The 15,095-nt window shown below is 70.7% G+C and carries 3 protein-coding genes; 2 read left to right on the top strand and 1 reads right to left on the bottom strand.

Annotation, left to right across the window (positions count from 1 at the left end; genetic code table 11):
- The first annotated feature begins 199 nt into the window (after window positions 1–199).
- Complete coding sequence (locus tag BST15_RS19365) at window positions 200–1,147, top strand: fatty acid desaturase (protein ID WP_234708360.1); 948 nt, start codon at window positions 200–202, stop codon at window positions 1,145–1,147.
- Between the two features lie 26 nt (window positions 1,148–1,173).
- Here BST15_RS19365 and BST15_RS19370 read toward each other — a convergent pair whose 3' ends face one another.
- The gene (locus BST15_RS19370) at window positions 1,174–4,359 is read right to left on the bottom strand and encodes a helix-turn-helix transcriptional regulator (RefSeq protein ID WP_109560242.1); all 3,186 of its coding nucleotides are present in this window, start codon (window positions 4,357–4,359) and stop codon (window positions 1,174–1,176) included.
- A gap of 842 nt (window positions 4,360–5,201) precedes the next feature.
- Between BST15_RS19370 and BST15_RS22220 the strand changes: the two genes are divergently transcribed.
- The coding region (locus BST15_RS22220; RefSeq protein WP_165757146.1) for a hypothetical protein at window positions 5,202–15,095 on the top strand (9,894 nt) is incomplete at its 3' end.

The raw sequence follows: 15,095 nt of genomic DNA on the forward strand, positions 1-15,095 counted from the left end.
CCCACCGAAGCCAGAACCTGCGCCCGCCGATTTACACCGAAATCTGGACGCCACCTCAATATTGTGATACTTACTTAGCCTGACACCGTAGCGTTGCGGGTCAGCCCTCACCGGAAAGCAACGTAATCTTTCACCTGTTCTTAGGTGATGAATTGGTGTTGTTTGTCCTGCTTCTGGAGGTTTTGTGTCGGTGCTTGAGATGGCGGACCCGCCTGCGGCGGCCCGACGTCGACGGCACCCGCACCCCGGCGAGGGCGTTCCGTCCTTCTCCTGGCCCACCTTCGGGCTCGCTGTGGCCGGAATCACAGTGTTCGCCGTGGTGGCCGCCGGTGCGGCCCGCGGGACCCTTCCGGCCTGGGTCGTGATCTCACTGAGCACGCTGGTCACCTATGTGATGTTCTCGGTCGCCCACGAGGCCCTGCACCGCTCGTTCTGCTCGGTGCGCTGGGTCAACGCGGTGGTGGGCAGGCTGGCATGGCTGCTGGTGGTGCTGCCGTTCTCCTTGCCGGCGTTCGGCTACGTCCATGGCGAGCATCACCGCCACACCAACGACCCAGAACGCGATCCGGACATGTTCGCCACCCATGCACCCTCGTGGCAACTGCCGTTCCGTTGGGCCTTGATGGACGTCTTCAACGCGACCTGGTACGTACGCAAGCTCTGGCCGCGAATCCGTCATTCCTGGCGGCGCCCCGTTGCCGAGCTCGCCGAGACCTCGGTGCTGTTCTCCTTCACGGTCGCCTTGACCGTGGCGGCGATCCTCACCGACCACTTCTGGTTGCTTGCCGAAGTCGTGCTCATCCCGCAGCGCCTCGGACTGTTCATCATCGGCTGGGCCTTCGACTGGCTCCCGCACCACGGAATCACGGTGACGCAGCGCGAGGATCGGTATCGCGCCAGCCGGCTTCGGGTCGGCATGGAGTGGCTGATGGCCCCGTTGATGCTGTCGCAGAACTACCACCTGATACATCACCTGCACCCGTGGCTGCCGTTCTACCGCTACCTGCCGGCGTGGCGGCGCAACGAAGAACTCTATTTGGAGCACGACGCCGCCGTCACCACGCTGCTCGGGCGGGAACTGACCCCCCAGGAGTATCGAAACTGGAAGCAGTGGGCGCCGGCCGATCCCGAGTCACAGATCGCCTGATCGGTGCCCGGGCGGAGCCGCCCGGATCAGGTGTGACGCGCGGCCTCCTGAGCCAGTTGCAGGCGAGACGAGATGTCGAGCTTGGTGTAGATCCGGTTCAGATGCGAATGCACTGTTCGCGGCGAGACACTCAGCTGTGCGGCGATGTCTTTGTCGCGCATGCCGGAACTGATGAGCCGGACGACATTCAGTTCGGCCGGAGTCAGCGAGGCCCAGCCGCTTGAGGGGCGTCGGCCCCGTCCATCGAGGCGACAGGCATACGCGATCGCCTCATCCGTGGGCAGCGCACTGCCCTGTGCCCAGCGTCGGTCAAAATCCACCGGTGACATCGCCGCGCGCAGGATGGTTACGGCCTCGTCGAAGGCGGCGTCGTACACCTTGGGGCGGGTGGCGCCGGTCCGCTCACGGGCGCCCGCAGCCGCGCCGAACAACAGTGCTGCGTCGTTGTGTCGCCCCGCGTTGGTGTTTAACGCGGCCGACAGGTCGAGCAGGTCTGGGACGGCCAGGTAGGCCTCGGTCTCGGCGGCGATCGTCAGGGCGTCGTTAGCGTCTTGTTCAGCCTGTGCCAGTTCACCTTCGGCCATCGCTATGCGGCCACGAACCTCCAACAGCAGCACGCGGTGAAAGCCCGATCCCACCGGCATTGCCTCGTCCACCCAACGACGAGCGGTAGCCAGGTCGCCGTAGTGCAGCGCAACCCGGGCGAGTGGATTTCCGTTGATCGCCAGCAGCTGAGGCAACGCGCACGCGTCGCGTGCCGCGTCAGCGGCAGCCTGGGCCCCCGCCGCGTCACCGGCTGCCAGATATGCATCGGCCATCGCACCGAAGCTGAAGGCGCGATGGAAGTCGATGAGTTCAGCTGCGGCGGCAACGCATGCTTGGGCGGCCGCGAGTGCCCCCCGGATATCACCCTGACAGGAAAGGGCTTCGGTCAACACCGTCAGACTCTGGGCGCTGAACAGGGGGTCGTGGTCCGATTCGGCCTCCATGGCTACCTGTCGGGCCAGCTCGACGGCCGAAGCGAGCTCGCCGCGGTGCAGGTGAGCAAGACCCAGGCAGAGCCGGGAGAGCCGCGCCACCGACCAGTCGCCGACCGCATCGCCGAGTGCGGCGCCCTGCTCGGCAGCTAGGCGCAGTGTGTGGAGGTCGCCTGCGACGAAAGCCGAATATGCCTGCACGCCGTAAAGCTGGCTCAGCCGCCAGTCGTCGTCCATGGCAGGAGACAACGCGATGGCCTGCTCGAAGTAGCCCAGGGCCAGCTCGGGGCTGTAGCTACAGGTGAAACCGCAGGCAGCCAGCGCCCAGGCAAGCAGGCCCGGGTCATCGAGGTTCCGCGCGATCGCGACGGCCTGCTCGGCGTGATCGACCTGCCCATAGTTTCCGGTCAGAGCATCGAAGATCGCTTTGTCCGCGAGCGCGAGGGCGCGGGTGCCAGGCGCCATGGCTGCGGCGTCGGCGAGCACGGAGTTGAACCATGCCAGCCCCTCCAGAGTCCGGCTGTGGATCCACAGCGGGAGCAATGACGAGGCGAGACCGGCGGCCAGGTCGATGTCGCCACGGTCGCGGCTCCATGTGAAAGCCGCACGCAGGTTGTCGATCTCGAGTTCTGCCTGCTCGATTCCCCACTCGTATCCTGCGGTGACTCCGGCGTCGAAGAGGGCTGCGTAGTGATCACGGTGGCGCGCCAGGATCGTCTCACGTTCCCCGGACTCCGCAAGCTTCTCCATGGCGTACTGCTGGACGGTCTGCAGTAACCGGAATCGGGTCGCGTCTCCGGTGCTGTCGGCGACCACCAGCGACTTGTCGACCAGTTGGGTGAGCTTGTCGATCACGTGGGCGCGCGACAGATCGCTATCTCCGGCGACGGCGACGGCGGCATCCAGGTCGAACCCGCCCCGAAACGTCGCCAGCCGTCGAAAGACCACGCGTTCGGATTCGCTCAACAGGTCATGTGACCAGTCTTCGGAGGCGCGCAGTGTCTGATGCCGCGGCACCACCGTGCGCGCACCTCCGGTCAGCAGCTGCAGGCGTTGACCCAAGCCCGCCGCGATCTCGTTGAGCGACAAGGCCCGAACCCGGGTCGCGGCGAGCTCGATCGCCAGCGGCACCTCGTCCAGCCGACGGCAGATCTCAGCAACCAACGCCGCGTCATCGGTGGAGGTGAAGCCCGGCCGAACGAGTTGAGCACGCTGCCGGAACAACTCGACGGCCTCGTCGGCAAGGGACAGCGACGGGGTCTTCCAGGTCACCTCGCCGGCCACCCCGATGGGCTCTCGACTCGTTGCCACGATGGTCAGCTCTGAGCTGGCGGCCAACAGCGTTGCGGTCATGTGCGCACACGCGTCCAGCAGATGCTCGCAGTTGTCCAGCACCAGTAACAACTGCCGGTCCACGGCGAAGCGAACGAGGGTGTCGACCGGGGAGTGATCTGGCCGGTCCGGCAGTCCCAATGTGTGTGCCACCCGCTCGGCGAGCAGCTCCGGCTCGCTGATGGGCGTCAGGTCTACGCACCACGCCCCGTCGCGGAAGTGGTCGACGAACTCTTCGGCCAGTTGTAGCGCCAGTCGTGTCTTGCCGACGCCGCCGGAGCCGGTCAGGGTGACCAGGCGATTGCCGTCGACCAGCTGTCGCAATTCGGCAAGTTCCTTGGCGCGTCCGACGAAACTCGTCAGCGGCGTGGGGAAGTGCGGTTCATGCGTGGCTTTCCCGGTCCGCAGAGGTGGAAAGTCGGTCGCCAGGTCGCGGTGGCAGAGCTGGGACAGGCGTTCCGGGTAGGGAATGCCACGCAGCCGGACCGCACCCAGATCGATCAACCACGCCTCGGGCGGGAGCTGTTGGGCCATCAGCTGCTGGGCCGTCTCCGACAACAGGGTCTGACCACCGTGCGCCAGATCGCACAGCCGCGCCGCACGGTTCACCAACGAACGGGGGTGTGCGCTGGGCTCTGCCAGCGGCGCCTCGTCGGCGTGCAGGGCGATGCGGGGGCGAAGAGGAGCTGTCGGGGAACTCTGCAGGGCGATGGCGCAGGCCGCTGCGTCGCCGGCGTCGGCGAATCCGGCGGCGAACTTGTCTTCGTGGTCCTCATTCACCAGACGCTCACCGCGGTGGGCGGCCACGGTGTCGTCGAGTGTGCTCTTGAGCCAGGTGAGTCCGGTGGTCAAGGACTCGGTGGGGGGCTGCCATTGCGGTCGGGCGTCTCCGGGACTGACCACAAGGACCGTCCGTGCGGGGGAAGACGGCGAAACCGCCGCGTTCGCGTTCGACATCATCTACCGTCTCTCAGCGGCAAGGCTGCCCGCCCTGACGGGCAGGCGTCCATTCCCCCGGATGGACCGCCCCCGCAACCTTGCCGTCGTAGCTTTGTTTCCACATCTACGCACTTTTACTGCTGTCTCGGCGACACGATACCAGCGCCATTTCGGCAATTTTGCCGATGCATGGTGCCTGTGCGCTGACGCACAGTGAACGTGGCAGAGCTGCGCTTGCCCAGTCCGCCGCCCAGCAGCGGACCTATATCGCCGATTTCCTTCTGATCGCGATCTCCCGAACCGGGGCAGTGCCAGCACGGACGACCAGGTTGAGGTCCCCAGCGGTCACGGCCACGGCGACTCGGTGAGTCGCCGCCCGTAAGCGGCATTCCACATCTGCTGAATTTGCCGTGCCAGCAAACTGCAATTAAAGAACTCCCACGTTTCATATGCGGCTTTCTTCTGTCCAATCTGAGGGCGCTGTGTGAAGCGTGTATTTCGCTGCGCATATATCTGATGTTAACCAAAATTTCCGCAAAGTAGTTGACCTTTCAGTCATGTGAGCAACGTCACATAAAATACGCGAAATATTCAAAAACGGCGCTGACCTGCATCTCTGATCGCCGGTTGTCCGTCACACTGACCCCGGTAATGTGCTTTCACCCACACCGCCGCGGTCCGAGTTGGCGATAAGTGAACAGAAGACCATAATTCGAACCTGCGTTGATGCTTAGCAAAAATTATGAGAAGGGTGCTCCATGAGCCGGCGGATGCCTAGCAAAGTTGTTGGTTCGTCCGATGGGCGCATGGTGCGGCGGCGCGTGGTGGGCGCGTCGAGTGCGGTGGCGGCGTTCTTGGCGTTCGGGGCCGGCCCAGTGCCGACGGCATCTGCCGACATCGAGGACCTGTTCGACCCGGTGTTCTGGTCGGGACTGTCGGATGGCACTACGTCTGCCGACGTGTGGTCGGGATGGTTCGCCGACCCGGGCGCCGCGGATGCCGGGTTCATCTACGACCTGTTCGAGCAGTTCGACCTGGCGGTGGCGACCTTCTACCACGAGCAGTTGTACTTGCCGCTGTACAACCTGACGCAGGACTTCATCGACGACAACCAGCAGTTCCTGGACTTGATCAACCAACCGTGGGTGGACCTGTTCGGTAGGGAATTGATCGGCAACGGTGTCGACGGGTTCACCGGGACGAACGAGACCCTGTTCGGTTCGCTGGGCTGGTTCGGAAACCTGGGCGATGGCGGCTTCCTGTTCGGCGACGGTGGCGCCGGTGCCGAGGGCGTCGCCGGCATTGCTGATGGTGCCGGTGGTGTTGGTGGCAACGCGGGCATGTTCGGCAATGGTGGTGTCGGCGGTATCGGTTTCGAGGGTGGCGATGGTGGCGCCGGCGGTGTCGGCGGCTGGCTGTTCGGTGACGGTGGTGCCGGCGGCGCGGGTGGCGCGTCGATCGATGCGCTGGTGGCCGGTGGTAACGGCGGTGCCGGCGGTGACGTGATGAGCCTGCTCGGCTTCGGTGGCGCCGGTGGCGTCGGCGGTGCCGGTGCGGTCGGTGCGGCGGGCGATGCCGGTCTCGACGGCGTGCTGGGGGCGCTGAACGGCACGGCTGGCGGTGACGGGCTCATCGGTGGTCTGGGTGGCAATGGTGGCGCTGGTGGAGCTGCCGGATTCGTGCTCGGCATCGGTGGTTTGGGTGGCGCCGGTGGCGTCGGTGGCACCGGAGGTGTCGGCGGCGAAGGCGGCGCAGGCGGGGTGAGCCTGGATGACCTGGGCGGCAATGGTGGCGCCGGTGGTCTCGGTGGCGATGGCGGCGGCGGCGGTCGTGGTGGCGTCGGTGGTGTGGGTGGACACTTCGGAGCTGCGGGTAACGGCGGCGTCGGCGGCAATGCCGGTCTGGCCGGCGATGGTGGCGCCGGTGGTCTCGGTGGCGACGGTGAGCTCGGTGGCGGTAACGGCGGCGATGGTGGCGCAGGCGGACAGATCGGGACCGTTGTCGGTCTCGGCGGTGCCGCAGGCGAGAAGTTCATGTCCTGGCTGTGGGGCAACGCAGGTCGCCCCGGTGCCGACGGTCAGTTGCCGGTCGGCATCAGTGGCAACGGCGGTGTTGGCGGTGCGGGCGGCAATGGCACCGGCCTCTTGGCCAATGGTGACGGCGCCTCCGGCGGCAACGGTGGCATCGGCGGCGATGGTGGCGCGCACGGTAACGGCGCCTCAGGTGGCGTCGGCGGAAACGGCATTGCGGGCGCAGTCGGTGCGGATGCCACCCTGGCCGGCGGCTCCGGAGTCTCTGGCGGCGCCGGTGGCAATGGTGGTGCCGGCGGTGCCGGTGGCTCGGGCGGTTCGGTTATCGGCAACGCCGGCAATGGTGGTGGCGGCGGCAAGGGCGCTGCCGGTGGCGGCGGCGGTCGCGGTGCCGACGGCGCCGCGGGGACGTTCGATGACGATGGCGACGGCAACGGTGGTGCGGGCGGCAACGCCGGCTCTGGTGGTGCGGGCGGCAATGGTGGTGCCGGTGGTGTGGCAGGCAGTGCCACCAACGGTGCCGCCGGCATCACCGGTTCCGGCGGTGCCGCCGGTGACGGCGGCAATGCCGGAATCGCAGGCGCGGGTGGCCAGGGCGCTGCCGGAACCGCGGAGCACCCCGACGCCGGCAATGGCGGCGCTGGTGGTGCCGGTGGCGACTTCGGTGCCGGCGGGACCGGTGGCACCGACGGCGATGGCAATGGCCAGGGCGCCGCGGGGCTGGATGGGGCGGCCTCGGTCGGTGGCAACGGTGGTCTCGGTGGTGATGGCTTCCTGGGCACCAATGGTGTCCTGGGCAGCATTGATGGCACCGGCGGTGGCCAGGGCGGCAATGGTGGCGACGGCGGTGCCGGTGGGTTGGCTGCTGACGGTTCCAACGCGGCTCAGGGCGTGGGTGGCGCTGGTGGCGATGGTGGTGCCGGCGGCAACGGCTTCAACGGCTTCAACGGTGACGAGCCGGGCGCGGATGGCACCAACGCCGGCAACGGCGGCGCAGGTGGCAACGGCGGCCAGGGCGGCCAGGGCTCCACTGTCGGTGCCCACGGCATCGGTGGGCTCGGCGGTAACGGCGGCAATGGTGGCAATGGTGCCGATGGTGGCGACGGATCCGGCGGGGACAGCGAGCACACGGGCGGCTACGCCGGCCAGGACGGTGGCGCCGGCGGCAACGCAGGTAAGGGCGGCGCCGGTGGTGCCAGCGGTGGCGGCACCTACTCGGCCAGTGGTGCTGACGGCGTCGCCGGTATCGGCGGCAACGGTGGCGCCGGTGGCACCGGCCTCGACGGAGTCAACGGCACCGCCGAAAACCCCGATGGCACGGCCGGCTCCGCTGGTGGCGCGGGCGGCAACGGCGGCCAGGGCGGCCTAGAAGCTGACGGCACCACGCAGGCGACCAACGGCAACGGTGGCGCCGGCGGTCTGGGTGGTCGTGGCGGCAACGGTTTCAACGGCGCCAACGGTGACGAGCCCGGTGCCGATGGCACCCGTGGCGGCAACGGCGGCGCCGGTGGTGCCGGCGGTGTCGGTGGTACCGGCACCGTTGAGGGCGCTCATGGTGTCGGTGGTGTCGGCGGTAACGCCGGCAATGGCGGTAACGGTGCTATGGGCGCCAACGGTGCCAACGGCAACGCCCAGCACACCGCGGGGTTCGCCGGCCAAGACGGTGGCGCTGGCGGTAACGCCGGTGTGGGTGGCGCCGGTGGCGACAGCGGTAACGGCACCACCGCTGCCAACGGCAGCGACGGCGCTGCCGGTAAGGGTGGAGCCGGTGGTCTCGGTGGCACCGGTCTTGATGGCGTCAACGGCACCGCGGAGAACCCCAATGGCACCGCAGGTGGTGCAGGTGGTGCCGGCGGTAACGGCGGTGCCGGTGGTGTCGAGGCTGACGGTACGACCCAGGCTGCCGACGGCAATGGTGGTGCCGGTGGTGCCGGTGGCCGCGGTGGTAGTGGTTTCAACGGCGCCAACGGAGCCACTCCGGGTGCTGCGGGCACCAGCGGTGGTGATGGCGGTGCCGGTGGTGCTGGTGGTGTCGGTGGTACCGGTACCCAGGCCGGCGCGCACGGTGCTGGCGGTGTGGGTGGCAACGCCGGCAATGGTGGTGCGGGTGCTGATGGCGCTGTTGGCGCCAATGGGGATGCCCAGCACACCGGTGGCTATGCCGGTCAAGACGGCGGCGCGGGCGGCAACGCCGGCAAGGGTGGTGCCGGTGGCGACAGCGGTGGCGGTCAGACCGCTGCCAACGGCAGTGACGGCACGGCCGGCCAGGGCGGCAACGGCGGTGCCGGTGGCATCGGACTCGACGGTGTCAACGGCACCGCACTCAACCCCGATGGCACCGCTGGTGGCGTCGGTGGTGCCGGCGGAAACGGCGGTGCCGGCGGTCAGAACACCGATGGCTCCCACGCCACCACCGGCAATGGTGGTGCCGGTGGGCAAGGTGGCCGTGGTGGTAGCGGCATCAACGGCACTAACGGGGACGAGCCCGGTGCCGATGGCACTCGTGGTGGAAACGGTGGCGCGGGCGGCGCGGGTGGCGTCGGCGGTACCGGCACCCAGGCTGGCGCGCACGGTACTGGCGGCGTGGGCGGTAATGCCGGCAACGGTGGTGCCGGTGCTGATGGCGCCAACGGCGCCAACGGTGACTCCACGCACCAAGCCGGCTACGCCGGCCAGGACGGCGGCGCCGGCGGTAACGCCGGTAAGGGCGGCGCCGGTGGAGACAGCGGTGGTGGAAACCACGCCGCAGGCGGAAGCAACGGCATTGCCGGCCAGGGCGGCAACGGTGGCGTCGGCGGTGCTGGCCTGGACGGTGTCAACGGCACCGCAGACAACGTCAACGGCACCGCGGGTGCGGCCGGCGGCGCCGGCGGCAACGGCGGCGAGGGCGGCCTGCAGGCCGACGGCACCACTCAGGCGACCGACGGCAACGGCGGCGCGGGTGGCGCCGGCGGCCGTGGCGGCAGCGGCTTCAACGGTGCCAACGGCACCAACCCCGGCGGCAGCGGGTCGGCCGGTGGTACCGGTGGCGACGGTGGCGCGGGTGGCGTCGGCGGTACGGGTGCTGCCGCCGGTGGCCACGGCGTGGGTGGTGCCGGTGGCAACGGCGGTAACGGTGGTAACGGCGCCGATGGTTCCAACGGTGCCAACGGCGACGCCGAGCACATCAACGGCTATGACGGTGGTGCCGGTGGCAATGGCGGCAACGCCGGTGCCGGCGGCAAGGGCGGCGACTCGGGCGGCGGCCAGCAAGGTGCCAGCGGTGGCAATGGTGCCGCCGGCACCGGCGGCAACGGCGGGATCGGCGGCGCCGGCATGGACGGCGCCAACGGCGACCGGGACAACGTCGACGGCACTGCCGGTGGTAACGGCGGTAACGGTGGAGCGGGCGGCGCCGGCGGACAGGAAGTCGGGGGCGGCCACGCAACCGACGGCACCGGCGGCCTCGGCGGTAACGGCGGCAAGGGTGGAGCCGGCTTCGACGGCAACAACGGCGACGCCGAGCACGCGGACGGCTTCGCCGGTGGTAACGGCGGCGGCGGTGGTACCGGCGGTAATGGTGGTACCGGCGGTGGCACCACGGGAGCCGGTGGTAACGCGGGCAACGGTGGCAATGGCGGCGCTCCCGGCGACGGCGGCGACGGCATCAACGGCACCGCAGCCAACCCCGACGGCGGCGCCGGCGGAAACGGCGGCAACGTCGGCGTCGGTGGGGCCGGTGGTACCGGTGGCACCGGTGCGACCTCAGGGAACAACGGTGCGGCGGGCAACACTCCCGGAAGCGGTGGTAACGGCGGTAACGGTGGCTCCGGCTACGACGCTGCCTCCGACCCCACTGCCGCCCCGGGGACGTCTGGCGGCAACGGCGGTGCTGGTGGAGCCGGTGGCGACCATGGCAACGGCGGTAATGGCGGCAACGCCGGCAACGGTGCGACCGGTGGCGTCGGCGCCAACGGCGAAGACCCGGGCGAGGCCGGTCAGGCCGGCGGCTCCGGCGGTAAGGGCGGCTCCGGCGGTGCCGGTGGCGCCGGTGGATCGATCGCCGGTGACGGCGGTAACGGTGGTGCCGGTGGTACCGGCGCAGACGGTGGTGTCGGCGGTAACGGTGCCAACGGTGCGGACGGGACGTTCGGCAACGGCGGGACCGGAAACGGCGGTACCGGCGGTGGTGCCGGTGCCGGTGGTGCCGGTGGAGACGGTGGTGCCGGTGGTGCCGCTGGTAGCTCGGCACATGGCAAGGCGGGCACCGAAGGTAACGGTGGCAACGCGGGTAACGGCGCCGACTCCGGTAAGGCCGGTAACGGCGGTACGGGTGCCGACGGCACCGCGGAGAACCCCAACGGTGGCAACGGTGGCGCGGGCGGCAACGCCGCCTCCGGCGGTGCTGGGGGCACGGGCGGCAGCGGCCTGACCGACGGCACCGACGGTCAGGACGGCGGCATCCCGTCGGGCACGCAGGGCAACGGCGGCAATGGCGGTAACGGCTACGACGCCTCCACCGACCCGGGTGCAGCACCGGGAACCTCCGGTGGCAACGGTGGCGCCGGTGGCGACGCCGGAGACCACGGCAACGGTGGCCTGGGCGGCAACGGTGGCAGCGGCACTGACGGCAGCACCGGCACGAACGGCACCGGTACCGACGTCGATGGCAACGGCAACGCCGGAAACGACGGCAGCGCAGGCGGCGCCGGCGGCAACGGTGGTGCCGGCGGTAAGGGCGGATCGGTCATCGGTGACGGTGGCGCCGGCGGCTTGGCCGGCAACGGTGGCAACGGTGGCTCCGGTGGGAACGGCGCCAACGGCGCCGACGGCACGGACCCCGGCCAGAACGGTGGCAACGGTGGTGTCGGCGGCGACGCGGGCGCGGGCGGTAAGGCCGGCAACGGCGGCAGCGGCGGCTCGGCGACCAACGGCTCGGCGGGCACTAACGGCAACGGCGGCAACGGCGGCAACGGCGGCGACGCCGGCATCGGCGGCAACGGTGGCACAGGTGCGGACGGCGACGCCGAAAGCCCCGACGGCGGCAAGGGCGGCAACGGCGGCAACGACGGTGCGATCGGCCTGGGCGCGACCGGTGGTTCTGCGGGAACCGGTGGCACCGGAGGCACGAACGGCACCGGGGGAACCGACGGTACGGCCGGAGCCGGTGGCGATGGTGGCGCGGGCGGCAACGGCTACGACGCCTCCACCGACCCCGACGCTGAGCCCGGAACCGCCGGTGGAAACGGTGGTGCCGGGGGTAACGCCGGTGACCACGGCAACGGTGGACAGGGCGGCAACGGCGGTTCCGGTGCCAACGGCACCGATGGCACCAACAGCGATGACCCGACGCAGGCCGGTGGTGACGGCACCAACGGTGGCGCCGGCGGCAACGGCGGTGCCGGCGGTGCCGGCGGTTCGGTCGTCGGTAACGGTGGCGCCGGTGGCAACGCCGGCAGCGGTGGCGACGCAGGCAACGGTGGCTCCGGTGCCGACGGCGATGACGCCACCACCCCCGGCGGTGACGGCGGAACCGGCAGCAACGGCGGATCCGGTGGCACCGGTGGTGCCGGTGGAACCGGCGGAAGCGGCGGTGGTGCCAGCAACGGCAACGCCGGCAACAACGGCAACGGCGGCGACGGTGGCGCGGGCGGTAACGCCGGCTCGGCTGGCAGCGGTGGCAACGGTGCAGACGGTGACGCCACCAACCCGGACGGCGGCAACGGCGGCCAGGGTGGCGACACCGGCAACGCCGGCTCTGGTGGTTCCGGCGGCGGCGCTGGAACCGGCGGCGCCGGAGGCAGCGGTAAGGCCGGCGGCGACGGCGGCGACGGCGCCGAAGGCCAGCCTTCGGGTGATGGTGGCAACGGTGGTAACGGCTACACGAACCCCGATGGTGATGGCGGCAACGGCGGCAACGGCGGCGACGCCGGCAGCCACGGCAACGGCGGCAACGCCGGCAACGGTGGCGACGGCCACGGCGACGACTCCAACGGCGGCAACGGCGGTACCGGCGGTGCCGGTGGCTCCACCAGCGGCAACGGTGGCAACGGCGGCAACGGTGGCAACGGCGACGCCAACGGTGGCGACGGCGGCGCCGGCGGCAATGCAGGTGAGAACGGCAATGGTGGCAACGCCGGCAACGGCGGCACCGGCCAGACCGGTGACGGTGGCGCAGGTGGCGACGGTGGCGCAGGCGGCAGCCAGACCGGCGACGGCGGCAATGCCGGAAACGGCGGCGACGGCGGCCAGCATGGTGGTGACGGTGGCCAGGGCGGTAGCGCCACGGGCGGCGGCAACGGTGGTGCGGGCGGTAACGGCGGTAGCGGCCTGCCCGGCCAGGGTGGCCCGAACGGTGGCAACGGTGGCGACGGCACCCTGCCGGGTGAAGCGGGCGGCGACGGCCTGGCCGGCGGCGTCGGTGGCGCTGGCGGTGCCGGCGGTATCGGTGTCGGTGCCGGCTTCCACGGCGGCGACGGCGGTGTCGGTGGCAACGGCGGCAACGGTGGCAACGGCGGCAGTGGTGCGACCGGTGCGGTAGGCGACTACACCAGCGGCGACGGCAACGGCGGCACCGGCGGTGCGGCCGGCAACGGTGGTGCCGGTGGCAAGGGTGGCGCCGGTGGTGCGGCCGGTGCGGGTACCGGTGGAGCTACGGACGGCACCCTTGGAGGTGGCGGCAACGGTGGTAACGGAGGCAACTCCGGCCACGCCGCCGACGGCGGCCGGGGCGCCGATGGCACCGCGGCCAACCCTGACGGTGGCCGCGGCGGTGATGGCGGTGCGCTGGGCAGCGGCGGCGCCGCAGGTGCCGGCGGTGCCGGATCTACCACGGGCGCCAGCGGCAACGCCGGCTCCGCCTGGACCGGTTCGCAGGGCAACGGCGGTGACGGTGGTAACGGCTACGACGCTGCTTCCGACCCGTCCGCCGCAACCGGCACCGACGGCGGTGCCGGTGGAGCCGGCGGTAATGGTTCGGCCTACGGCAACGGCGGTAACGGCGGCACTGGCGGCAACGGCAAGGCCGGCCAGGATGGCGGTAACGGCACCAACGCCGGTGACTCCGGTCAATCCGGCCAGGCCGGCGGCAAGGGCGGCAACGGTGGTGCCGGCGGTGACGCCGGAACCCTGGGCGGCAACGCCGGAAACGGCGGCTCCGCCGGTAACGGCGCCGCAGGCGGCGACGGTGGCGATGGCGTGCGCGGCGCGGCCGGCACCTTCACCGGTGGCGGTGACGGCAACGGCGGTGCCGGTGGCAACGCCGGTTCCGGCGGCGCGGGCGGTAACGGCGGCACCGGTGGTGCGGCCGGTAACACCACGGTCGGCAACGCGGGCACCGCGGGCGCCGGCGGTAACGCCGGTAGTGGCGGTGACGCGGGTCAGGCTGCCGCCGGCGGCAAGGGCGCCAACGGCACCAGTGCCAACCCCGACGGCGGCGCCGGTGGTGTCGGCGGCGTCGGTGGCGACTTCGGCGCGGGCGGCACGGGCGGTACCGGATCGACAACTGGCGCCAACGGTGCCGACGGTGACGGCAGCGTCGGTGGTGACGGTGGTGACGGTGGCCGGGGCTACATCGGTAGCAATGGCACGTCCGGCAGCATCAATGGAACTGGTGGTGGCGCTGGTGGTGCCGGTGGTAACGGCGGTGCCGGCGGCCTCAACTCCAACGGCTCTCAGGCTGCGCAGGGCGACGGTGGCGACGGTGGCGACGGCGGTGCCGGTGGCAACGGGTTCAACGGCCTCAATGGTCAGACTCCCGGTGCGGACGGCGGCAACGGTGGCAACGGTGGCACCGGCGGCGCCGGTGGTGTCGGCGGTACCGGCACGGTCTCCGGCGACCACGGCGTTGGCGGCCTCGGCGGTAACGGCGGTAACGGCGGCAACGGTGCCGACGGCGCCAACGGAACTGGGAACGGCGGCGACGGCCAGAACGGTGGCGCCGGTGGCAACGCCGGTGTCGGCGGTGCCGGTGGCGACAGCGGCGGCGGCAACCACGCCGCCAACGGCACCGACGGCGCGGCCGGTGTCGGCGGCAACGGCGGCGATGGAGCCCGGGGCGCCAACGGCGCCGACGGCACGGTCGGCAATGTCAACGGCGTGGCCGGTGGTAACGGCGGTAAGGGCGGCAACGGTGGCCTGGGTGGCCTGCAGGCCAACGGTGTTGACCGGGCGGTCACGGGCACCGGCGGTGACGGTGGCGCCGGTGGTACGGGCGGTAACGGCATCGATGGTGCGGCCGGGTCGTTTGTGACCGGTGACGGCAACGGTGGTGCCGGTGGTAACGGTGGTGTCGGTGGCAACGGTGGTGCTGCGGGTACGGGTTCCTCGGCGGGTGCCGTGGGTGCTGCGGGCTCGGGCGGTAACGCCGGTAACGGTGGTGCCGGTGCGGCGGGTGCCGCGGGTTCGGCCGGTGTGGCCGGGGTGAACAGCGGTGCCGGTGGTGCGGGTCAGAACGGCGGCACCGGTGGTAACGCCGGAATCGGCGGTAAGGCCGGTACCGGTACCGGGGCGGCGACCAGCGGTAGCAACGGTGTGGCCGGTGTCGGTGGTGCTGGTGGCAAGGGCGGTGCCGGTGCTGCCGGTGCTGACGGCACGGTCGGCAACGTCAATGGCGTGGCCGGTGGCAACGGTGGTGCGGGCGGCAACGGTGGCCTGGGCGGACTGAACGCAGATGGTGTGACCCGTGCGACC

Source organism: Mycolicibacter arupensis (assembly GCF_002086515.1).
Classification (GTDB): domain Bacteria; phylum Actinomycetota; class Actinomycetes; order Mycobacteriales; family Mycobacteriaceae; genus Mycobacterium; species Mycobacterium arupense.

Coding starts and splice junctions, on each gene's coding strand:
- BST15_RS19365 (WP_234708360.1), top strand. CDS start 200: ATGGCGGACCCGCCTGCGGCGGCCCGACGTCGACGGCACCCGCACCCC.